Raw genomic sequence first — 22596 nt, 5'->3', positions numbered from 1 at the left:
AGTCGGTCAGCGCCGCGGCTCGCGGCCAAACACCAGCGAGACGTTTTGGCCACCGAAGCCGAAGGAGTTGGAAATAACCGTCGCCACGTCTGCGGATCGGGCGACATTGGGCACCGTGTCCAGCGGAATCGCCGGGTCCGGCACGTCGTAGTTGATCGTCGGAGGCAGCACGCCCTCGCGCATCGTCAGGATCGAGAAGACAGCCTCGATTGCCCCCGCTGCCGTCAGCGTGTGCCCGATCATCGACTTGTTGGAGGAGATGGGCGTGGAGGCCAGCGCGTCGCCAAAGACCGCAGCGAGCCCCGTGTACTCCATCTTGTCGTTTTCGGGCGTCGAGGTGCCGTGCGCGTTGATGTAGCTGATTTCCTCCGGCGCCAGACCAGCGTCGGCGAGTCCGGCGCGAATGGTCGCGATGATGGGCGAGCCGTCCGGGCTGGAACGCGTGCGGTGGAAGTCGTCGGCCTTTTCGCCACAGCCGAGGACATAGCCGAGGATTTCCGCGCCGCGCGCCTTCGCCGCGTCGACCGACTCGAGAACGAGAGCGCCCGCCCCTTCCGCCATCACGAAGCCGTCCCGGTCCTTCGAGAACGGCTTCGATGCTCTTTCGGGAATCGCATTCTGGGTGGAGAGAGCGGACAGGAGTGAGAAGCGGATCACCGCCTCGGGTCCCACCGATCCGTCGGCGCCGACCACCAGAACCCGCTCGGCCTCGCCGCGGCGAATCGCCTCGACGCCGAGCTGAACGGCCGTCGCGCCGGAAGCACACGCCGTGGACAGAGTGATCGGCAGGCCCCGCGTGCCGAAACTGTCGGCCAACTGGTCTGCGATCTTTCCGAAAAGCGTCAGATCGTAGAGCGCGGAGTCGCGGTGATTGCGCGACAGTCTCAACAGCCGGTCATAGCTCGCGGCCTCATCGAATTCCCCGGCCAGCCGATCCAGTTCGAGGCGCTGCGGCCATTCCAGTTCCACGGGTGGGGCCGCAAGTACGAGAGGGCCGTCAAAGCGGCCGGAATCGATGCCGGCCATCGCGACGGCTTCCCGCGCAGCCATGTCGGCGAGCCGATGCGTGAAGCCGATCGCCGTCCACGGTTCGAAGGTAATGAAATTGATCGTCCCGGCGATCGTCGTGCGCAGCCCTTCGGTCGAAAAGCGCGTGATCGGCTTAATGCCGGACTTGCCCGCCTTCAGCGCGGAAAAATTATCCTCGATGCCGATGCCGAGCGAAGACACGGCGCCAAGGCCCGTCACCGCGACCGCAGGGCGAGAGGAGAACGCGCCAGGGTTCACCGTCATGCCTTTTCCTTTCAGATCAGCTCGGATCGACAGCAACGAGCCGGCACATGCCCTCGCCGCTGACGTGGCCGACTGTCGTTATCAATGCCTGCGACGGGGCGACGGAGCTCGCGCGTTCCGCGATGGGATCGAAAGGCGCAAGGCCCCGCCCGGAGTGAAGAGCGGCAGCGCCCAGCGCAATTCCAGCGAAGAAATGCGCTTCCAGCGAATGTCCAAGCAACGAACCGAAGCTTCTCAACGCGGCTCTCTGTAACCGCTCATCCAGGGCACTTTTCTCCCATTCCGTCACTGGTTGGCAGCCCGACGCGCCGGAGAGGACGAGGAGTGCCTCATCGTCATCGGCTCCGATTTCGTTGAGGAGCGCCTTGATGCGCGTCGCAAAGGCCTCCTCGGTTCGAGCGCCGCGATCGGCGGCCACCTGCGCGACGCGCGCATAGGCGCGCGCTCCACGTCGGGAGGCGTGCTCCGCCGATTCCAGGACCAGGAAGGCGCCCACGCTGCCCGGCACGAAACCCAACTGAGCATCTCTCCTCTGGAAGACCGGGGACCAATCGCCCGACGACAGGAAGCCGCCCATGGCGTAGTTGGAAATCAGCTCCTTGCGGGGAGCGGAGAAAGCCCCGCCGATGAGACAGATCTCGCTCTGTCCCGCCGCGATGCGCGCAGCTGCCGTCGCGACGGCAGAAATGCCGGAGGCCTCCTCACCCATGAAGGTGCGGGACGAGCCGGTCACCTTGTGGACAATCGAGATGTTGCCGGCCATCAGGTTGGAGAGCTGCGCGAGAAAGAGGGTCGGTCGAAGCTCGTTCGTCAAAGTCTGATTGATCAGGGACTGAGGATCGTCCAATCCTCTCGCCCGCTCCATCACGAGGGAATCCACCTGGAGATCCCGCTCGCCGCCGCCGGCCGCGACAATCATATCGATCGCACCGCGCTCTGCCGGGTCGGTGCCGACAGCCGCATCGCTCAACGCAAGGCCGGCCGCGAACGTGCCGAGCTTCTGCCAGGTCTCCATCTGCCGCTGATCGCCCTTCTTGGGGATCTGCGTCGACCAGTCGACGGGCGGCAGAGGATGGACCAGGAAGGGCGCGAACTCTTCCGTGTTCAAGACGGGCCGGGGCCCATCCGCTGCGAGCTTTTCGACATGCGCGTCGATCCCCTCGCCAAGCGAGGAGACGAGGCCGATGCCGGTGACGAGGACGTCGTGCGAGGAAACGCTCATGCGGGGTGCCGAATCTTTTGTAGGGCCGGCCCACGCATCCGCGCGCCGGTGGCCTGTCGGATCAAAGCTGCCCGGGCCCGGAGGCCATCGCCGCGGCGGCCTCCGTACCGGTTCAGATCAGGACGCCTGTGAAGCGGCGCGCAGAGCATCGATCTTCGCGCACAGATTCTTCATGACGAAATATTCGGACGCGGGGACATTTCCCTCGTTCACCTGCTGCGTCCATTCAGCAAGAGGGATCTTGATCCCGAATTCCTTGTCGATGGCGAAAACGATATCGAGGAAATCGAGCGAGTCGATTCCCAGATCGTCGATCGTATGGCTGTCGGGAGTGATCTGATCCCTGTCGATCTCGCACGTCTCGGCAATGATTTCGGCGACTTTCTCGAAGGTTGAAGACAAAGGTATCCCTCGGACGTGATGTCAATGGCTGCGAACGTATAGAAAATTCGCCGAGGAAAGCAAAGCATCTCGCGGGGCATCGCCGTCCGCCCGGCGCAAAACGCGTTCCTCGCCTGCGCCTCGACCGCCGCCTTGGTCAAAAAAAGCACAGCCATGGGTTGACATCTCGATGTGTGGCCTTGCCATCACACTTGTCCCTCAGGGCGCCAAAATTCCACATAAACTCTTGAGACTGTGGGACAATGGCTCCAATTAACATTCCTTGTCGATACAATTGAAAAGCTAAAAGACATTCGATGAGCCTCGCCCCCCTCCCAGCGGACCACCCCTTGTCACAAAAGGGTAGCGTCGGCGCTCTTCTGTCGAGCCGCCTGGAGCGGGTGACGACGATTTTGGGCCGCAAGGCCGCTCTCGTTCACCGCGCCTATAGCAGCCTCACGTCACCCGAGTTCTACGTACTTCTGGCGCTTGGCGCCGCGCGTGAGGACGCACCCGGCGTCACTTCGAGTGCGATCGTCGATATGACTGCCATGGACAAAACCAAGGTCAGTCGCGCGGTCGCGTCTCTCGACGAACGCGGCTGGATTAATCGCACGCGCGCCTCGTTCGACCGCCGATTTGAATTCCTGGCTCTCACGGAAAAGGGGCGAACAGCATACGACGCCATCGAGTCCGCAGCGAGGCAGGCCGAACGCGACATACTCGATCAACTGAGCGAGCAGGAACTCAATTGTCTTGAGGCTGGCCTTGCCGCCCTGGATCGCGTTCTCGCTCAGTCGTAGCCTGTGCCGTTTCAGTTATCAGATCGACGGAGCCTTACCGCTTTCCCCACTCCTTTTTTCCCTCCACAGGAAAGCGGATCCGCATCATCGTTCATTGGAAAGAAGTGACTGCTTCTTGCATCCGGTAGCGCTCCGCGCCAAGGAAGCATGAGCACCACGCCCGCTTGGGCCGATGACACGCGAGACGGATCACCTATTTGGTCTGCGAAGGTTTGCACCTGAGGATCGGCGCGTCGGCAAGGGTGTTCCAGGTGACAAGGATGGAGAGGTGAGCATGGATCGTCTGCTGTCAGGGTATCGCCGGTTCCGCGCGGAGATGTGGCCGAGCGAGCGCGCGACCTACGAGGCATTGGCGATGTATGGCCAGAATCCCCACACGCTGGTGATCGCCTGCTCGGACTCCCGCGTCGATCCGCAGCGCGTCTTCGGCGCGGGCCCAGGCGAGATGTTTTCGGTGCGCAACATCGCGGGCCTCGTTCCGCCATATGCCCCTGACAGTCACCACCACGGAACGAGCGCGGCTGTCGAGTACGCTGTGCGCGTCCTCAAGGTGAAGCGGGCTGTGGTCCTTGGCCATGCCCAATGCGGCGGTGTGCGCGCAATGGCAGAAGGCGCCCCTTCCGACGCGCAGGACTTCGTCAGTCGGTGGATGGAGATCGCGGCTCCGGTTCTGGAGACCATTCCGCGCGTCGGCCCACTTCACGAACTGCTTCCGAAGTATGAAGCGGCGGTCGTGCGTCTGTCGCTGGCAAACCTGCGAACGTTCCCCTGGGTCGCGGAAGCGGAAGAGGCCGGCTCGCTCCAGGTCGAGGGTTTCCAGTTCGATATCCACACCGGCGTTCTCAGTCGTCTCGCGGGAGAGGATTTTGTGGCGGTGGATCAGTCTTCGTTCTGATCGCGACGCAAGTTTTCCCGGAAGAGATCCCGCACAAGCGACGACGGAGACGTCGTCGCTCCAGTGTCGCGCAAGGCGTCAACGGTGGCGCGCCATGACGGCTCGCCAAGATGACCCGGCAACGGGCATACTCAAGGCTGTGGAACCGCGTCAGCCACGCACATTCCGTTAGGACATTGGCAAGCTTCCACTTCTATAAGTCGCGCTTACGAAACGCGTCGTTTCGGATTGCCCTTCTCGCCGCTTGGATAAATTACGTTTTTCTCGCGCCGCAGCGCCAGCCCATCAGATATGCATGTTTAGCCACCTTCATTTCGAGCAAGCGCGAGTCGTCACACGCCTCTGCGCGAGCGTGATCAGGTAAGTTTATTTTCGCAATTCTGAAACATACTGCACAACCACAAGACGTCGCAGCCCAGGCTTATCAACGCTTGACGCAAGGATGCGGCTTGCATCCTTCACGCACGGCCATGGAGTGGAACTGGCACGATGAACCAGCTCACGGGACGCCGTCCTTTCCAGTTTCGCGCCTTTAGGCGGCGGGCCGGAGGCTCGAAAGCGCTCGTCGATGCCGAGCGGCGTTCGCACCCCCTGCTGCTGATCTTTCTGCCCGTCTTTCTCATCCTCGGCCTTACGGCGCTTTTTGTCGGAGGCGTGGCCTACTGGTCGGCAAGCAAGATTGAGGGCGACACCCGCCAGCGGGAGGAACAATCGGTAGCCGAGAGCGTGGCCAACCTTTCGTTGCAGATCGTCGGGCGGCAAGCGGCGTTCGTCCAACTCGACCAAATGATCCGAGCGCAGGGCTTCTCCGCGATTCAGGGCTTTGGGTCGAACATCGAATCGTGGACCTCGCGCATTCTGTCGATCGACCGTTCGGCGATTCTGAGCGAGAGCGGCGAACGCCTGTTTGCGATGTCTCAGAGCCAACGTGTCGATCCGACAGGTTTTCTGCCCGAGATCGGCGACCTCTTGAATCGATTTCAGGACCGCCAGAGCGCCGTGACCGCCCAGCCGACGGCCGGGGTTGCCCTCTACAACTTCCTTCTCATCGACGGGCGCCCCGCGCTTGCCTATGTGACGCAGTCGATCGGCAAGGGCTCCTCCGGATACGACGATCTTGGGCAGAGGATGCTCCATGTCGCCGTCACGTTTCTTGACGGCTCCTTCCTCGAGCACTTCAGGCAGAGTCTTCAGCTCGCAAATCCTCATTTCAGTTCTACGCCTTCTGAAGACCCGGCCGAGGCATGCTATTCCCTGACATCGCCCGACGGGCCAGTCAGCTATCTTTGCTGGACGGTTGATCGACCCAATCTCGTGGTTCTTCGCGAGCTCGCTCCTGCTCTGGTTGTCGGCCTGACGGTCGTCCTGCTGTTGATCGGAACATTGATCTACTGGCTCTACCGCACATCGAGCCGCCTGATGTCGACTCAAAAGCGCGTCCATCATCTCGCCTTCCATGACTCTCTCACCGGGCTGGCGAACAGGGCGAGGTTCGCCGAGCGCCTCGACATCCATCTGGAGCGCGCGCGCCGCAGCAACGCGAGCTTTGCCGTCCTTTTCCTGGACCTCGACCGCTTCAAGCACGTGAACGATACGTTCGGGCATCAGGCGGGCGACGAACTCATCCGCCAGGTCGCGGATCGTCTGCGCAAGATCACCCGGCAGGGCGACACCGTCGCCCGGCTCGGTGGCGACGAATTCGCCATCGTCACGAGCATGTGTCAGCCGGGAGACATCGAGGCGCTGTCGCGGCGCATCGTCTTGGTGATTTCCGCGCCTTTCGATCTTGGAGGCGTACAGGCCTTCGTCGGCGTCTCCGTCGGCGCGGTGATCGCGGTGCCGACCACGGAGGACCAGGAAGAGCTCATCCATCGAGCCGATATCGCGCTCTACCAGTCCAAGAGCCGTGGCCGCAGCAACTTCACCATCTTCAGCGATACGCTGGTGGAAGCGGAAAAGAACAAGCGCCAGATGGAGGTCGACCTTCGTCACGCGCTATGGGCCCCCAATCAGCTCCAGGTTCATTATCAGCCGCTGCTCGACGCACAGACCGGCACCCTCACCGGCCTGGAAGCGCTGCTGCGGTGGAATCATCCAAGGCTCGGATTGATCGGCCCCCTCGAATTTCTACCTGTAGCGGAAGAAAGCGGGCTCATCCTGCCGCTGGGCGACTGGGTCCTCAGAATGGCCTGCCAAGTCGCGGCAGAATTTCCAAACCTTACGATGGCGGTCAATCTTTCGCCCGCCCAGGTCAAGGACCCGCGTCTCGTCGAACGTGTGCTTTCGATTGTCGAAGAAACAGACGTATCGCCGACACGAATTCAGTTGGAGATCCCCGAAAGCACCCTGCTCGATACGCCACAGGGCGTTCTGGAGACACTCGCGAAACTCAGGGCTTCCTCCATCCATGTGGTGATCGATGATTTTGGCTCAGGCGACAGCTCCATCGGATACCTGAAGCGCTGCAAGATCGACGGGCTCAAGGTCGATCAGGCCTTCATCCGGGAGTTGGGAGAAACGGGAGGCACCGCCGCGACAGTCGTGAACGCCATAGCCAACTTGGCGCACGCGATGGGGCTTGCCGTGACCGCCGAGGGTGTCGAGACAGACGAGCAAATGGAATGCGCGATCGCCGCGGGCTGCCACGTGGTGCAAGGAAACCTGTTTTCGCAGGCCATGCCGATCGAGCAGCTCCGGCGTATGGTGCCTCAGCACGCAGAGAAGAGCTATGGCCGCCCCTCGGCAAAAACGCAGGTGGCGGACCGCACCCTGCCCGCGGCCACTGCCTAGCGCCGGAAGGCAACGACGCGGAGTTGCCGATAGCGCAGCGCATGCATTGCGCGAGGTGAAACGCGGCTCACCCATTCGACACCGTCTGGTCATCGCGGAGCTTTGCCCTCATATAGGCGGGCAAGATGAGACAGCCACAAGGAAAAGCGGATCGATGACCATCGAGGCAGCACGTTTCGCGGTGGCGCCCATGGTCGACTGGACAGATCGGCATTGCCGCTTCTTCCATCGCCAGCTCAGCCGGCGCGCGCTGCTTTACACGGAAATGATTGTCGCCGATGCAGTGCTCCATGGAGATCGCGATCGGCTTCTCGCCTTCGACGCGGCCGAGCATCCCGTCGCCATCCAGCTTGGTGGGTCGGAGCCCGGCAAGCTCGCCATGGCGGCTCGCATCGCCGAGGAATGGGGCTATGACGAGGTCAACCTCAACGTCGGCTGCCCTTCCGACCGGGTTCAGTCCGGCGCGTTCGGGGCATGCCTCATGCGCGAACCCGCGCTCGTCGGCGCGTGCCTTTCCGCCATGCGAGATGCCGTCTCGATTCCCGTCACGGTGAAGTGCCGGATCGGCGTCGACGAGCAGGACCCCGAGGTCGCGCTCGACATGCTCGCAGACACCGCGCGCGAGGCAGGGGTCGCAGCCATATGGGTTCATGCCCGCAAGGCCTGGCTGCAGGGCCTCGATCCAAAACAGAACCGCGAAATACCGCCGCTCGACTACGATCGCGTCTTCCGCCTCAAGCAGCGGCTGCCGGATATTTTCGTCGGCCTCAACGGCGGGCTGCGCACGGTGTCCGACGCGGCCTCTCAATTGGACAAGGTAGACGGGGTGATGATGGGCCGCGGCGCCTATGAGACGCCGGACCAGCTTGCCGAGGTGGACCGCTTGATCTTCGGCAGTGCAGCGCCCGCGATCGAAACAGCCGTCCTCATCGAGCGGATGGCGGGTTATGCCGAAAGGCACATCGCGGCCGGCGGCCGCCTTTCCCACGTCACGCGCCATATGATCGGCCTTTTCACCGGCCGCCCCGGCGCCCGGCGGTGGCGCCGGATTTTGACCGAGGAAGGTGCGCGGCCAAGCGCCAATGCCGACGTTCTCCATCGCGCTTTCGCCGCGATCGAAGAGGCGCCTCTCTCGCTCAGCGCGGCCTAAAGGAAGCTTCTCAGTCCGTCAGGATCAGGCGGTCGCCGCGAATCTCAACCGACCCCAGGGTAGACAGAAAGCTCATGCCCAGGAGCGTGAGGCTGCCCTCGCCTTCGGTCACGGCGGCGGGAACGTTCCTGCGCTCGATAGGGCCGATCCGCAGGCTATCGAGCCGGATCGGGGCCGCTCGCGCCACGCCGTTTGCCGTCTCCACGCGGCTGTCGAAGGATAGGCGGTCGACGTCGATCCCGATCCGTCTGGCCGCCGCGCGATCGAAAGCGACGGTGCTTGCGCCCGTGTCGACGAGCAAGGTCGTCGCAACGCCATTGACCACGGCGTCGACCTGAAACTGTCCGCCGGCATCGCGCATAACCATGACGCGCTTGCCCTCGCCGCTGGAGAGCGTGACGACCCGTCCCGGAATCAGCGCCCCAAGCATCCGTGCGCCGACATCTCGCAGTTCCGCCGAGAATGCATAGGCACCAATGAGGATCGCGAAGAGCGCAACCCAGGCGCCAGCCGCCTTGATCGTGCTCGACAGGCCTCCGCGCGAAGCCGCGACAATGCCGCTCCCGAGGAAAAGTCCGATGGCGGCCAGATAGACAAGTTCTGCGAATTGGCCGTCACGTACGGGGCCGATGTACCCGTCGCCGTCCATCACGAGGAAAAGCCCGCCGACCACCAGCAGTGCGATCAGCGCAGTCAAAAGGATCGTGTTGCGCATCGTCGCTCGCTCACCGCTGATGTCTGCCCGCCGAGCCGATCACGAATGCAGAACGGCAGAGGCAAGCTTGCTGTGCGGAGCCTATCGTCTCAATGGTCGGCCGTCACCGCCGGCATGATCTCGAGAACGCGCGTGTAGGGGAAGATCACGATCGCCTCGGTGCCCTGACGCAACTTGGAGGTAAGCCGCAAGACACCGTCATGAAGTTGCGCCAGCGCCTGGACGATGGGCAATCCCAGGCCAGTGCCCTGCTCGGCGGACTTGATGGCCAGGGACCCCTGCCCGAAAGCAGAGAGAACAACGGGAATCTCCTCTTCCGGGATGCCGGGCCCGTTGTCGCGGACGGAGACATACTCACCGCCCCCCGCCGTCCAGCCGACGCAGATCACCACCTCGCCGCCGCTCGGCGTGAATTTCACGGCGTTGGACAGCAGATTGAGAACCATCTGCCGGACCGCGCGCTCATCACCCCACATGTTCGGCAGATTTGGCTCGAAATGGCTGACCACCGAGATCGATTTCGCCTGCGCCTTGAGTTGGATATAGCCGATACAGTCGCGGGCGATCGCGGTGAGATCGATCGCCTCCTCGTTCAACGTGTAGCGCCCGGCCTCAATCCGCGACAGGTCGAGTATCTCGTTGATGAGATTGAGCAGGTGTTGGCCCGAGCTGTGGATGTCGCGCACGTAGTCGGCATAGGTCGCATTGCCGAGCGGGCCAAGGATCTCGTTGTCGATGACCTCAGAAAAGCCAAGGATCGCGTTGAGCGGGGTCCGCAGCTCGTGGCTCATGGTGGCCAGGAACCGCGACTTGGCGAGATTGGCCTCCTCGGCCCGCCGCCGGGCCTCCTCGGAGATGTTGCGCGCCGTCTCCAGCTCGGCGATGAGCTCGTCCTTCTCCGCCTGATGCTTGAGCCGGTCGACGGCGTTTCGCCGAAGCTGGTCTGAGACCATCATGAAGAAGACGATGGCCGCGACGAGCACACCATGCATCGCCATCAGCGCCGGGTCGGGATTCTTGTAAGTCTGAAGAGCGACCGCGGCCACCACGGGCAGGAAGGCGAAGACCACGCCGCGCAGGGTGAAGGAAACCATCACGGTCGCCGCGATCACCAGAAGAAGGATCGCGAATTGCAAGACCTGGAAGCGCAGCGCGAGGCACTCTCCGCAGCCGATCGCCGCGAAATAGCCCCAGCCGAGCCCCACCGCGGCATGTCCGATGAGGAACAGCCGATCCCACAGCCGAGGCGCTCCGCTTTCCTGGGCGTGGGCCTGGAAGCGCTGGAGGACGGCGAGCAGGACACCGTGCCCGATCAACGACAGAGCCAGCCACACCAGCGCCTGGCGGTTGCCGATGAATGCCGAGAGCGTGATGCTGGCGAGGGCGATCGGAATGGGCGCGATGACACTGGCGCTGCGAAGCGCCGCCACATGCTGTCCGAGCAACTCGCGGTCGAAGCGCGGAGAGATGCCGCGGTTCGACGTCAGCCGCTCCCGCGCCGAGCGAACAAGGCGCGAAAGCTCCGCGTCGCGGGGCGGTCTTCGCTCCACGATGTTCTTGTCGAATGGGCTTTCTGCGGCGATGGTCATGGAGCGGCGATCAGCGACCTCGGCTGCGGAACGTGTCTGCCGCATTCTGTTTCCCAAAGCTTAAGAAATTGCCTTAAGGAAACCGAAAATCCCGCAACGGAAGCCGCTCTTGCTCTCGTTTTTTAACCGCCCTGGGCCTCCTGGCCCGGAAGCCGGGTGACGGTTCGGAGAAACCTGCTAAAACGTCGCTTAAGCCCCCCTTTCACCGAGGTTTCATGGACCGACTCGACAAAAAAATCTTGAGGCTTCTGCAAGAGGATTCGACGCTCGCGGTGGCCGATGTCGCCAAGCGGGTGGGCCTCTCGACGACCCCGTGCTGGCGGCGGATTCAGCGCCTGGAGGAAGAGGGCGTCATCAGGCGCCGCGCCGCCATTCTCGACCCGAAGAAGGTCAACGTTCCAGTGACTGTATTCGTCTCGATCCGCACCAACTCGCATTCCGTCGAGTGGCTGAAGCGGTTTTCCGAGGTGATCGGCGAGTTTCCAGAGGTGGTCGAGTTCTACCGCATGAGCGGCGACGTCGACTATCTGCTTCGCGTCGTCGTGCCCGACATCGCGGCCTATGATGCCTTCTACAAACGCCTGATCGCCCGGATCGAAATCCGCGACGTATCGTCTGCCTTCGCGATGGAGCAGATCAAGTACACGACCGAGCTGCCGCTCGACTATCTCGTGCTCGAAAAGGAAAGTCGGGAGAGCTGAAGGTCTCTCGCCTCAAGCGGCACAAAATAGCCGGCAGGCGGTGTCCGAAGTAGAGCGAGGAAAATTGGTGGCGTCCCGGCTCAGCCGGGACCCCTCTTCGAGCGACGCCCGCCCCGGAACGCGAGACCTTTACCGAGGCTTTGGGGCGTTCGTTCGTCGCTCCACCTTTTTAGGCAAAAGTCCTTACCGATCAGCTAACGACCTCAGGGTCGGATAAGAAATGTTGCGCGACATTTCGTCAGCCTCCGCAGGAGAGCACATACGGATGCTCGCGCCCTCGATGCGATCATTCGCGGCGGCGTGGACGGGATGAAGTTCTTGAGAGATGCGCGGTTGGCGCGACGGCCGCCACAAAGGCATGACACCGGCAAGGACAGGGAAGCGATCGTCAGCAGGCGACGCGCTGAAGGTGCTCTGCGCCGTCGAACTCCAGGAAGCAGGCGGCAAGAAGATCCAGATCGACGGGCATCATCTCGATCAGCGCCCTTTCGATGGTCGCTCGATCGAAATCCTGGTCGATCAACAGAGCGACAGCCTTGCGGATCAAATGCGGCTCATCGAGCCGTGCCGGAAGCCGATCGAGTTGAGCGAAAGTCGTCATGGACAGCGGACCATCGGAAGCAACAGGCCCGATTGTTGCGCCGAAGATGGTTAACAGATCCTTCAAGACATACAAAAAGCGCGGCTCTTAAGCCGCGCTCGAAACTGTGACGCAATATCTGCGCAAGGTATCCAAATTTACTGAACGCTATCCTGGACCGCATCGGCCGTGGAATTAACGTCCCGGCCGACACCCCTGACAGTGTTGGCGCAGGCCGACAGCGTGACCGCCGCAGCAAGAATGAGAGAAAGAACGGCAAAACGCTTCTGCATGAGACTCTCCAATGTCGAACTCTGCCTAGTGAACGACGGCGGTTTGACGGCGGTTCCGTGGCAAAATCAAAATGGTTCGAAAGCTATTGGCGCGGGCGCGGATTTCGCTATCATCCTCCCATGATGGGGCCAATTTTCCATAAAAGGCCCTTTGGAAGAAATTCAGCCTGCCGATCGTATTGTTTACCGCATCGCCGCTCTTTCGACGTATTCTTGTCCCCGTTGGAGACGCGCCGATATGACGGTGTAGACCCTTGATGTCTTAACCCGCCGCGAGACAGATTTGACCGTTCTTGCCACTACGTCGACAAAGCCGGAGCGGCGGCGCAAGCGCCGGATCTCGGCGATTCTTCGCGGTCTCTCGTCGGGCGACCGGGCCTTGAGCATGACGGTCGGAGATCTGTCGGCCGCCTTCGACGGTCGTGTCTTCGGCGCCTTCTTCATTCTTTTCGGTGGGTTCAACCTCATACCTTTGCCGCCGGGCGCGTCGCTGCTTTCCGGCCTGCCTCTTATCCTGATCTCACTTCAGCTTGCCCTGGGGCGTCAGAGCCTTTGGCTGCCGGATCGCCTGCGCGACACCGTGGTCAGCCGCGACATTCTCCACCGCCTCAGCACACGCATCGGTCCGCCGCTTCGCCGGGTCGAGCGCCTGGCTCGCCCGCGCCTGTGGCCTAGCAGCAGCGAAGGGTTCGTCGCCATGGCGATCGGCTGGCTCGCGCTGGTGCTTGCGATCCTGGTTGCGATCCCCATGCCCTTCACCAACATGTTTCCCGGCATCGCCATCGCCCTGCTCGGCGTTGCGCTGACGGCGCGCGATGGCATTTGGCTGGCGGCAGCTCTTGTGGTGGCGGCGGGTTCCGTTGTCTTTTTGGCTGGTTTTTACGGCGCGGCGCTGATGGCGCTTCTCCACTTCCTCTGACCGCCGCGATGCGGTTAGATCAGGCGTGCGAACGCCGAGGAAATGATGCCCACGGTCGAGATCGAAGTCCTCTTCTGGCGTGACATCCCGGCGGCGGTGACGGTCAGGACGCCGGATCGATCGACTCGGCTCGAAATGCCGATCCGTTTCGCCGAGGCGATCGATGCGGTGTCCTCCCGTTTCACGGCGGATAGCGTTTCGCAAGCATGGCGCTTCGCCACAGCCCAGATCGAGACCGAAGATCCCCAGGACGCGGCGGAGAACGCCGTGCGTCAGCTCGACAAGAGCTACGGTCCCGCCCGCCTCAACGCCCTCATCGCAAACGACGGCAATGCGGTCTGACGAAGGGCATGCCGCTCACGGCGCCCAGCCGCGCCGTCGCTGTTCCCATAATTTCTCGCCAACGAGACAATCGGCGGGAGCCGACGACGGCGGGTCCTGAACCTTGATCAGGGGGAGCGTGGCTCCTTCCGGTTCCGGCCAGGCGCCGGCCAATTCCATCACCAGCTTGCGTCGCACCGCGTCCGGGAACTGCTCCCAGTCGTTCACCGGGATCATGAAGGCTCCCGGCCCGCCGATCACGCAGTCTGCGTAGTAGCGGTCGAGATTGGGGATCGAGCCCCAGGACGCAAAACCCTGTTCGAACCCCGACGTCATCAGTGGCAACCCGTTGATGACGATCCCACGGCGGGTCGCATCATCCCTCGCCTCGTTGACGGCGCGGCCCTCATTGTTCGGTCCGTCGCCGGAAAGGTCGATGACGCGCCGAATGCCGGCGAAGCCATTACCCTCGAACAGAGGCACGGAATAATCAATCGCGGCGGCGATGGAGGTGCGTTGCCCGTGCCCTGGCTCCTCGTTGTCGAGATGGGCGGCGAAGTCATCCGCCGCGGCCTCTGAATCGATCAGCGTCCAGGGAATGACGACCTCCTGGGTCAGCGTCCCTGCCCATTCGACATAGGTGACGGCGATCCGCCCCCAGCCGGAACCGAGAATCGCTTTCTGCACCTCATCGCTGCGGAAGGCGGCGGCGTAGCCCGCGCGTTGAATCTCCTGCTCCTCGGCGTTCATCGACCAGGAGATGTCGACCGCGAGCACCAGTTCCACGTCGACGCGGCTCTCGCCCGCACTGCTCTGAGCGCTGGCTGGATCGAGGCCGAGCCAGGCTATTGCGGCTGTTACCGCAACATGCGTGCAAGGGACGAAGGCCGATCGCGCCACCATGAATTCCAGGCTGGCAGATCGGCGGAGCATCGCAACTCACAAGCGCGTCAACCGCCGCGTGAACGCCCCTATCGGGAGTTCAGTGTTTCATTAACCTTGTTGCCGCAGGATCGCGCCGGGGAAGATGGCGCGTGCTCCAAGGGAAGAGCGGGTGGAAAATACAGTCAGCATCAGGTCCGGCGGCGCGCGGTGGCTCCACGCGCCCTCTCCGCTTTTGGTCATCGTGTTGGTTCTGCTGTGCCTCGGGGGGCTTCTCTCCCTGCCGCTCACCGTGCCGATCGGGCCGAGCTACTGGGATCTCTTCATCTATTTCGATGCCGCGAACCGCATCTTCGACGGGCAGATGCCGAGCGTCGACTTCTTCGCCCCCGTCGGCCCCCTCGGCTATTGGCTGTTCGCATTCCTGATCAAGCTCTGGCCGAACGCCCAGCCGCTGCTTCTGGTTCAATGGTCGCTTCTTCTCATCACCGCGCCCTTGATGGTGCTGGTGTCGATCGACGTCGACCGACGGTCCCGTGGCCTCGCCCTTGCCCTTCTGATCCCATTTCTGGTCTTCTCGGTGCTGCCGGTCAACATCGAGGAGTACTCGCATTTTCCGAGCCTCGACGGCTATGGCATCTACAACCGGCAAGGCGCTGAACTTCTTTATGTTTTGACCTCCGCGCTGGTGCTCGTGCGCGGTCGCAAGACACAGCTCGCCGTCGTCGCGCTTGCCGCCCTCGCGCTGTTCCTCGCCAAGATCACGGGCTTCATCGGCGGAATGGGCCTCTGCCTTTTCGCCTTCGCCGCCGGCCGCCTCGCCTTTCCGGTGGCGCTGGGAGCCGGCGTTGTCTTTATGGCGGGGCTCGCGGCTCTCGAGCTCCTCTTCGGCATCGTATCCGCCTATATCGCCGACATCGCCACGCTGGTCTCGATCAACGAAGGCGAGCTTCTGCCGCGCTTTTTGCAGGCTGCTTCCATCCATTTCAGCGTCTTCGCGGCAGGCGGGCTCCTGGTGCTCGTCCTCCTCTTTATCGAGATGGGAGCAAGCGCTCGCCCTGCCGACGGGGCGCGTGCAGGAGCGATCGCGCGGGTTCAGCGCTTTCTCGATCGGGATTGGCTCTGGCTGGCGGTGACGCTTTTCGTCGGGCTCTTCTTCGAGACGCAGAACACCGGCGGCCAAGGCTTCATCTTTCTCTGGCCGGTGCTTCTCGTCATTCTCGGCCATGCCAACCGATATCACGGGCGCCGACTGGTCGCGCTTCTGGCGCTCGTGGGCGCGACGGCGCTGCCGACGACCGTCGACATTGTCGCCCGGTCAGCGCGAGCGCTGGTCGGGCAGGTCAAGTACGAGCGGCTGGAGCACGACCATCTGAAGACGCTGGGCTCGGTCAACCAGCGCTCGGAGTTCATGGACCACGCCAAGGCGATGCTCGACATCTATGCGCGCTATCCGGCGCCTTACGAGGCTCTTGCCGAGGCCGGCCAGCTTCCAAGCTTCACGCTCTACACCGATCCCGATTTCCAGCTCACATGGCTGATGAGCGTGGACGAAGCGGCGGATGCGATCCTGAAGCTTGAGGCACAGAGCGGCCAGCGGTTCGCGACGATCATGAACCTCAACTTCGTCAATCCCTTCCCCTGGCTTCTCGACCGCCACGCGACACGGCTGATCGCCATCGGCGCCGATCCCTTCCGCGCCGTGCCGCCGCCGAGCGAGGCAGTCCTTGCGGAGGTCGCCAAGACCGACCTCGTGCTCTATCCCAAGTGCCCGGTGACGACCGCCAACCAGGCGCTGCTGGACATCTACCGCAAGGGTCTGACGGGCCATCGCGTCGTCTCCCTCACCCCCTGCTGGGACGCCTATGTGCGGGGCGACATCACCCTGTCCCGCTGAGACGAAAAGGCCGAGCGCAAGCGCCCGGCCTTGGAACTGAAGCGATGAAATAGGTGTAATCAGCCCATCTGGGACTTCACGAAATCTCTGACGATCGAGACGATGCCACGCGACAGGAGATCGTCAAGCGCGTCGCAGAACGTGTCGACGTTCTCCTCCGTGCAGACCAGCGGCGGCTCCAGCCGGATGACGTTGCGATTGTACTCGGTGAAGGCGACGAGGATGTCGTAGTCGCGCAGGAGCAGCGCGCCGATAAAGCCCGAGAGCGAGCCCTTCAGCTTATCGTCCAGCATCGCCACCATGGGCCGCAGCGCCAATGGCAGGGTTCGCGAGAAATCGTGGAACTCGAGCCCGATCATCAGGCCGCGTCCGCGCACCTCCTTGATGATGGACGGATATTTCTCCTCAAGTGCGACGAGGCGATCCTTGAGATAGGCGCCGACGACCTCCGAATTGCCGATCAGGTCCTCGTCATAGAGGGTGTTCAGCGCCTCGATCGCCGTGACGCAGGCCTCGCCAATGCCGCCGAAGGTGGCGTGGGCGTGGATCATCGCGGTCTTCGAGGTGCCATAGGCCTTCATGTAGACCTCGCGCCGGGCGATCATCGCGCCGATTGCCGCCTTGCCGCCGCCGAACGACTTGGCGAGCGCGGTGACATCGGGCACGACGCCGTAATGCTCGAAGGCGAACAGGCGGCCGGTGCGGCCATAGCCGCATTGCACCTCGTCGGCGACCCAGAGCACCTTGTGCCTGTCGCAGAGCGCGCGAACGCCCTGCCAGTATTCGGCCGGGGCCTCGATGATGCCGGCGCCCCCCTGGACCGTCTCCAGGACGACGACGCCAATGTCCGGGTCGCTCTCCACAGCCCGAGTCAGGGCCTCGAGGTCGCCGAACGGCACCTTGACGGTGTTGTCGACCAGCCTGAATTCGCCCTTGTAGAGTGGCGAATCCGTAATCGACAGGACGCCCTTGGTCTTGCCGTGGAACGAGTTCTCGGCGTGGACGATCTTGCAGTTCCTTCGGCCAGAGGCGCGCTCGGCCACCTTGATGGCCGCTTCCATGACCTCGGAGCCGGAGGACCCCAGAAAGACCATGTCGAGATCGCCCGGCGCGCAGACCGCGAGGTTCTTGGCCAGCGCGGCGGCATATTGCGACAGGAACGCGATGGCGATCTCGTGCCGCTTCTCGTCCTGGAAGCGCTGGCGTGCCTCCACAATGCGCGGATGGTTGTGGCCGAAGGCGAGCGAGCCGAAGCCGCCGAAGAAGTCGAGGATCTTCCGACCGTTCTGGTCGAAATAGTACATTCCCTCGGCACGCTCGACCTTCACCTTATGAAAGCCGAGCAGCTTCATGAAGTGGAACTGGCCGGGGTTGATATGGTCCTTGAAAAGCTCGGCCATGGTAGCGACCGGCATCGCCTTGGCGTCCTCGACGCTGAGGAGGTGGGGCTTGTGCGGCCCACGACGGAGCGGTGTGTCGAGCTTCGGCGAAGTGATGGTGGGACGATCCAGCATGGGCTCTCCTTATTCGGCCGGGGCCGCGTGGGCGGCGGTCGCGGGCCGTCCGTCGATCTTGGCGCGGTATTCGCGATAGGCGGCGATCAGCATGTCCTCGTCCCGGAAGCGTGGCACCCAGCCGAGAATGCGCTCGCCCTTCGACACGTCGAGCACGCACTCCTCGTCCGCGATGAGATACTGCTCGGGATCCATGATCGGCATGTTGAGCAGATCGAGGAAATCGAGCGTGCGCTTGACCGCCCAGCCGGGCGTCGGAACCAGGAACGACTTTGATCCGGCATCCTTGATGAGATCGCCCAGCAGCTTTCTCACCGGCGGCGGATTGAGCGAGCCGAGATTGAATGCCTCGTTCGGCACGCCCCCCTTCCAGGCGAGATAGGCAGCCTCGGCGCAGTCGAAGACGGAGATGAACTGGTAGGGGTTCTTCCCCGACCCGATCATCGGCACCGGCAGGTTGGCGTCGATCAGCTTGAACAGCTTCACGAGAATGCCGAGCCGGCCCGGCCCGATGATGAGACGTGGGCGGAAGAGCGAGATGCTCATGCCTTTCGCGCGCCATTCGGCGGCGAGCTCCTCCGTCTTGAGCTTGGACAGCCCGTATTCGCCGAGCGGCGACACGGGATGGTCCTCCGTCATCGGGCAGAACACGGTGTGGCCGTAGATCATGTCCGTGGTGAAGTGGACGAGCCGGTTCGCCCCCGCCTTATCCATGGCGTGGATGATGTTTTCCGTGCCGTGGTAGTTGACGGGGAAGAAGAAGTCGTGGCGCTTCGCCCGCGTCTGGATCGGCGAGAGCATCTTGGCCGAAAGGTTGTAGACCATGTCGTCCGGCGCGATCGGGACGGCGGCGACGGCGGCCGCGTCGGTCACGTCGACGTGGAGATGGCGCGCCTTGGCATAGTGCGGCAGATTGCTCTTGGCGATGTCGACGACGACGACTTCCTCGCCCTGATCGACGAGCTTCTCGGACAGATGGCGGCCAACGAAGCCGTCTCCGCCAAACACGATGTGCTTCATCGGGAAACCTCTTCAGCGGTATTGGATGAAAGGGTGGCGACCCTGTCCTCGCCATGCACGCGGCTGCCGCCCTGGGCGATGAAGATCGTTCCGAGGCAGATCAGGGCGATGCCGGCAATGCGCGCGGCGTTGAGGTCCTCGCGAAAGGCGAAGTACGCGACGACCGCCACCACGACATAGGCGAGCGACAGGAAGGGATAGGCGTAGGACAGCTCGACCTTCGACAGAACGAAGAGGTGCGAGGCCATCGAGATCACGAAGGTGCAGAGCCCCAGAAAGACAAACGGGCTGAACACGATCTGAAGGATCTTCACGATCGGGTTGACCCCGGCGAAAGATAGCGGGCCGAGCTGCATCATACCGTATTTCAGCATGATCTGGGCCGCCGCGTTGGTGAAGACGGTGAACAGGATGAACGGGATGTACTTCGCCATGAGGCGAACTGCTCCTTTCAGAAGGTCAACGGGGCACGAGGCTCTCCGCGACGGCGATGATCACGCGGATGATCGTTGGGCGAGTGTGAACGGCTGCGGTCTCACTCCGCGGCAATGGGCATCGGGTCGCTCCTGGGCAGCGTCATCGCCGTCCTGCGCCAGAAATCCGAGATGATCGCCGGATCGCGGAAACTCTCCAGCCTCGCCCAATCCGGATAGGACGCGGCGAATGTCAGCGGGCTCATGTGCGCGTCCTTGTAGGGATTGAGAGCGCCGCCGGCGGCGACCACCAGCCGGTCGAGCTCGGCCAGCAGCTTGAGCGTCGCCTCGCCCCGATGGGGGAAATCGAGCGTCAGCGTGTATCCGGGACGCGGGAAGGAAAAGAGACCTGGACTCGCCAGGCTGCCAAAGCGCTTCAGCACCGTCAGGAACGAGCCATGGTCGTGAAGCTGGGCGCACTCGATCAGGGCGCGCACGGCCTCCGGCGCGACATCCGCCGGCACCACGCTCTGATGCTGGTGCATCCCCCCCGGCCCATAGAGCCGGTTCCAACGCTCGACCCGGTCGAGAGGATAGAAAAAGGGCTCGAAGCGCGATGGCCGCCGGCTCGTACCTTTCGGCACCTTCCGGAAGAAGGCCTCGTTGAAAGCCTTCAGCGAAAGCCCGGAGAGCGGGCTGAAAGGCGGCGTGAACGGCACGGAGGCAAGGGGCCGATGCGCCCTCCCGCTCCGGTCACCCCCCTCGGCATGATCGCCCATGATGAGATGGCCGCGCCCCAGCCGGCGTCCGGAGGCCAGCGAGTCGATCCAGGCGACGGAGTATTCGTGCCCGTCATCGGCCTCTTCGGCAGCCTCGAAATAGTCGGCCAGCCGGTCGAAACGCAGCGTCGTCTGGTCGATGGTCATCGACGGCACGGCGAGGAGCTGAATCTCGGCCGAGCGGATCAGCCCGGTCAATCCCATCCCGCCGATGGTGGCGGCGAAAAGATCGGCGTTCTGGTCCGGCGCGGCAACGAAGCGCCCACGGTCGGATCGCTCCATTTCCATGGAAAGAACCCACCGGCCAAAGGTGCCGCGACGATGGTGATTCTTGCCGTGGACATCGTTGGCGATCGCCCCGCCGAGGGTCACGAACTGGGTGCCGGGCGTTACCGGCAGGAACCAGCCGCTCGGCGCGACGAGCCGGGTGATATCGCAAAGCAGCGCGCCGGCCTCGGCGACGACGACGCCGCTGGCCGCGTCGAAAGAGAGAATGCGATTGGCATCGCGGCAGTCGAGCAGCGTGCCCCGCCGGTTCTGGCAACTGTCGCCGTAGGTCCGGCCGTTGCCGAAAGGCAGGACGCCGCCCGATCCGGCGCCGTCGAAGGGCATGGGCCCGACGCGGCGGGCGGCGGCGAGGCCGCGATCGAGCCGCCCCCAGCTTTGATAGGAGTCGTTACGCATAGGCGGCTGCCAGGAACATGATTGCCCCTGCCCCGATCATGATCTGGCTGCGCCAATCCTGCATGATGAAAACGACCGGGTCGTCATGCATCTGGTTGCGGCGCGCGAGGATCCAGATCCGCACGATGATGTAGAGAACGAGCGGGCACAGAGGCCAGATCAGCCATGGCTGGTCGTAGAGGTGGCGCACGTCCGAGCTGTCAATGTAGAGCGCGAGAACCATCACCGAGGCGAAGCCGGACGCCATGCCGGCCTGACTGATGGTTTCAAGATCGAGGTCGACATAGCCGCGCCCGGTCTTGGAGCGCTCGGCGCCGCCGCCGAAATCGTGCAGCTCAGTGTAGCGCTTCACCAGGGCCAGCGAGAAGAAGAAGAACAGCGAGAAGGCGAGCAGCCAGAATGACAACCCGACATCCGCCGCCGCCGCGCCGCCGATGATGCGGACGGTATAAAGCCCGGCCAGTACCAGGGTATCGATGAGCAGCATGCGCTTGACGAACAGCGAATAGGCCGACGTCATCACCAGATAACAGAGGAGTATCGTCTTGAAATCCGGCGGCAGCTGCGATGCGATCGCGAATGCGGCCACCAGCAAGCCGCCCGCCAGCGTCAGCCCGGCCGGAATCGGCAGCGTTCCGCTGGCAAAGGGCCTGTTGCGCTTGGTCTTGTGGCGTCTGTCGGATTGGAGGTCGAGGAGATCGTTGACGATGTAGACAGAGGACGCGGCGAGCGAGAAGGCAACAAAGCCCATCAGCCCGGCCACAAGCATGTTGAGGTCGAGGAAATCGTGATTGAGGGTCAAAGGAACGAACAGGAGGATGTTCTTGGCCCACTGGTGCGGCCGCAGCGCCTTTAGCGCCGCTTTGGTCTTGTTCGCCCCATCCTCGATGATATGCGCGCCACTCTTGCGCTGCCAGCCTCGGGCGTGACGATCAGGAGCCACCACCGTCGCCTCGGCGGCGGCATCGAGCAGACAAACATCGTCGCGCGAATTGCCGACATAATCGAATTCGTCGGTCTCGCAGTCCTCGCGGATACGCTCCAGCTTACGCTCGGCGGTAAGATTGACGGTGTCGGTGGACGCCATCACCGCATCAAACACGCCGAGATGAGCTGAAATCGCCTCGGCAATGCGGACATTCGTGCCGGTCGCGAGCACAACGCGGCGGCCATCCTGGCGAGCAAGCGAAAGCGCCGCGACGACCTCTTCGCGATAGGGCAGCAACGACGGGTCGAATTCGATGCGTTTGGCAAGCTCCGCCTTGAGACGTGCCTTGCCCTTGATAGCCCAAAACGGGACCCGCCAAAATTCCCACGGCTTCTGGCGCGCGAGAGCGGCAAGTGTTTCCCACAAGAGATCGGTCTTGATCAACGTCCCATCGAGGTCGACGTAGATCGGCCGATCTTTCTGGACCACTCTGACATCCATCGTCCACCGTCCTGTCTTGCAAAAAGAGATCGGTTCGTGGACAGAACTTGGACGTTCGCTATTGCCAGTGGGTGAACATCAGGAAGCAATACCAAGCGGGAGAACTGAATTTCATCGCGATAGTGAAGCGTTGGTGAGCCAGAACGGTAAATTTTTACCGACACCGCCACCGCTGGCTTTTGCTCCGAATCTTCCTGGAAGAAAGATGAGGGTGGCCGTCCCTTGCGTCAGCGCGACGAGCTTTTAATGCAAGTCAAAGGATTGCCCCACTCGTCGCTTTAGAGTGCCCCCATGTGGAAAGATATCTCCAGCGCGCGGTTCGACTG

21 protein-coding genes are annotated in these 22596 nt (G+C 62.9%); 8 read left to right on the top strand and 13 right to left on the bottom strand.

The genetic code is table 11. From position 1 onward, the window contains the following. Positions 1-6: 6 nt before the first annotated feature. From B5D38_RS00680 to B5D38_RS00670, 3 genes are all read right to left on the bottom strand, one after another. A complete protein-coding gene (locus B5D38_RS00680; RefSeq protein ID WP_078706452.1) occupies positions 7-1293 on the bottom strand; it encodes a beta-ketoacyl-ACP synthase in 1287 nt (428 codons plus the stop codon). 16 nt (positions 1294-1309) lie between these two features. Continuing rightward, on the bottom strand, positions 1310-2515 hold the full coding sequence (locus B5D38_RS00675; RefSeq protein WP_078706451.1) for a beta-ketoacyl-ACP synthase: 1206 nt from the start codon (positions 2513-2515) through the stop codon (positions 1310-1312). A 117-nt stretch (positions 2516-2632) separates the two neighbouring features. After that, a complete protein-coding gene (locus B5D38_RS00670; protein WP_078706450.1) occupies positions 2633-2917 on the bottom strand; it encodes an acyl carrier protein in 285 nt (94 codons plus the stop codon). A gap of 296 nt (positions 2918-3213) precedes the next feature. On the opposite strand from B5D38_RS00670, the gene B5D38_RS00665 reads away from it, so the two are divergent. The 4 genes from B5D38_RS00665 (at position 3214) to dusA (ending at position 8534) form a co-directional block, all read left to right on the top strand. Next, on the top strand, positions 3214-3699 hold the full coding sequence (locus tag B5D38_RS00665) for a MarR family winged helix-turn-helix transcriptional regulator (RefSeq protein WP_078706449.1): 486 nt from the start codon (positions 3214-3216) through the stop codon (positions 3697-3699). A 274-nt stretch (positions 3700-3973) separates the two neighbouring features. Next, positions 3974-4594 (top strand): carbonic anhydrase, encoded by a 621-nt coding sequence (locus B5D38_RS00660; RefSeq protein ID WP_078706448.1) that lies wholly within the window; start codon positions 3974-3976, stop codon positions 4592-4594. A gap of 489 nt (positions 4595-5083) precedes the next feature. Beyond that, positions 5084-7384, top strand: coding sequence for a putative bifunctional diguanylate cyclase/phosphodiesterase (locus tag B5D38_RS00655; protein WP_078706447.1), 2301 nt, complete (start codon positions 5084-5086; stop codon positions 7382-7384). 154 nt (positions 7385-7538) lie between these two features. Continuing rightward, on the top strand, positions 7539-8534 hold the full coding sequence (gene dusA, locus B5D38_RS00650; protein ID WP_078706446.1) for a tRNA dihydrouridine(20/20a) synthase DusA: 996 nt from the start codon (positions 7539-7541) through the stop codon (positions 8532-8534). Between the two features lie 10 nt (positions 8535-8544). Here dusA and B5D38_RS00645 read toward each other — a convergent pair whose 3' ends face one another. Further along, positions 8545-9249 (bottom strand): retropepsin-like aspartic protease family protein, encoded by a 705-nt coding sequence (locus B5D38_RS00645; protein WP_078706445.1) that lies wholly within the window; start codon positions 9247-9249, stop codon positions 8545-8547. Positions 9250-9338: 89 nt separating this feature from the next. After that, positions 9339-10838, bottom strand: coding sequence for a sensor histidine kinase (locus B5D38_RS00640; protein WP_078706697.1), 1500 nt, complete (start codon positions 10836-10838; stop codon positions 9339-9341). A gap of 215 nt (positions 10839-11053) precedes the next feature. On the opposite strand from B5D38_RS00640, the gene B5D38_RS00635 reads away from it, so the two are divergent. Beyond that, a complete protein-coding gene (locus tag B5D38_RS00635; protein ID WP_078706444.1) occupies positions 11054-11539 on the top strand; it encodes an Lrp/AsnC family transcriptional regulator in 486 nt (161 codons plus the stop codon). Positions 11540-11927: 388 nt separating this feature from the next. Here B5D38_RS00635 and B5D38_RS00630 read toward each other — a convergent pair whose 3' ends face one another. Both B5D38_RS00630 and B5D38_RS00625 read right to left on the bottom strand, forming a co-directional pair. Next, positions 11928-12140: a hypothetical protein gene (locus tag B5D38_RS00630; RefSeq protein WP_078706443.1), complete on the bottom strand. Its 213-nt coding sequence runs from the start codon at positions 12138-12140 to the stop codon at positions 11928-11930. Between the two features lie 137 nt (positions 12141-12277). Continuing rightward, a complete protein-coding gene (locus B5D38_RS00625) occupies positions 12278-12412 on the bottom strand; it encodes an entericidin A/B family lipoprotein (protein WP_078706442.1) in 135 nt (44 codons plus the stop codon). 283 nt (positions 12413-12695) lie between these two features. Between B5D38_RS00625 and B5D38_RS00620 the strand changes: the two genes are divergently transcribed. Then, complete coding sequence (locus tag B5D38_RS00620) at positions 12696-13331, top strand: exopolysaccharide biosynthesis protein (RefSeq protein WP_078706441.1); 636 nt, start codon at positions 12696-12698, stop codon at positions 13329-13331. Positions 13332-13376: 45 nt separating this feature from the next. Further along, on the top strand, positions 13377-13673 hold the full coding sequence (locus B5D38_RS00615; RefSeq protein WP_165690745.1) for a virulence factor: 297 nt from the start codon (positions 13377-13379) through the stop codon (positions 13671-13673). Positions 13674-13688: 15 nt separating this feature from the next. Here the strand turns inward: B5D38_RS00615 and B5D38_RS00610 are convergent, their stop codons facing one another. Then, positions 13689-14585, bottom strand: coding sequence for a DUF1194 domain-containing protein (locus B5D38_RS00610; RefSeq protein WP_078706439.1), 897 nt, complete (start codon positions 14583-14585; stop codon positions 13689-13691). A 121-nt stretch (positions 14586-14706) separates the two neighbouring features. On the opposite strand from B5D38_RS00610, the gene B5D38_RS00605 reads away from it, so the two are divergent. Then, the gene (locus tag B5D38_RS00605) at positions 14707-16431 is read left to right on the top strand and encodes a hypothetical protein (protein ID WP_245318699.1); all 1725 of its coding nucleotides are present in this window, start codon (positions 14707-14709) and stop codon (positions 16429-16431) included. A 59-nt stretch (positions 16432-16490) separates the two neighbouring features. On the opposite strand, the gene B5D38_RS00600 is transcribed toward B5D38_RS00605, so the two are convergent. The 5 genes from B5D38_RS00600 to B5D38_RS00580 all read right to left on the bottom strand — a co-directional run bounded on the left by B5D38_RS00600 (position 16491) and on the right by B5D38_RS00580 (position 22258). After that, complete coding sequence (locus B5D38_RS00600; protein WP_078706438.1) at positions 16491-17945, bottom strand: aspartate aminotransferase family protein; 1455 nt, start codon at positions 17943-17945, stop codon at positions 16491-16493. A gap of 9 nt (positions 17946-17954) precedes the next feature. Then, entirely contained in the window at positions 17955-18965 is a 1011-nt protein-coding gene (locus B5D38_RS00595) for an NAD-dependent epimerase/dehydratase family protein (RefSeq protein WP_078706437.1), read from the bottom strand. Beyond that, positions 18962-19399, bottom strand: coding sequence for a DMT family transporter (locus tag B5D38_RS00590; RefSeq protein WP_078706436.1), 438 nt, complete (start codon positions 19397-19399; stop codon positions 18962-18964). Before B5D38_RS00590 ends, B5D38_RS00595 begins: the two co-directional genes overlap by 4 nt. 101 nt (positions 19400-19500) lie before the next feature. Beyond that, a complete protein-coding gene (locus B5D38_RS00585) occupies positions 19501-20841 on the bottom strand; it encodes an FAD-binding oxidoreductase (RefSeq protein WP_078706435.1) in 1341 nt (446 codons plus the stop codon). Continuing rightward, positions 20834-22258 carry a UbiA family prenyltransferase gene (locus B5D38_RS00580; RefSeq protein ID WP_342587338.1) on the bottom strand — a complete coding sequence of 475 codons (1425 nt, stop codon included), beginning with the start codon at positions 22256-22258 and terminating at the stop codon, positions 20834-20836. Before B5D38_RS00580 ends, B5D38_RS00585 begins: the two co-directional genes overlap by 8 nt. Between the last annotated feature and the right edge of the window lie 338 nt (positions 22259-22596).

Source organism: Consotaella salsifontis, from assembly GCF_900167365.1.
GTDB lineage: Bacteria > Pseudomonadota > Alphaproteobacteria > Rhizobiales > Rhizobiaceae > Consotaella > Consotaella salsifontis.
The sequence above is the reverse complement of the archived record's forward strand: the minus strand, read 5'-3'. Positions and strand labels throughout refer to the sequence as shown.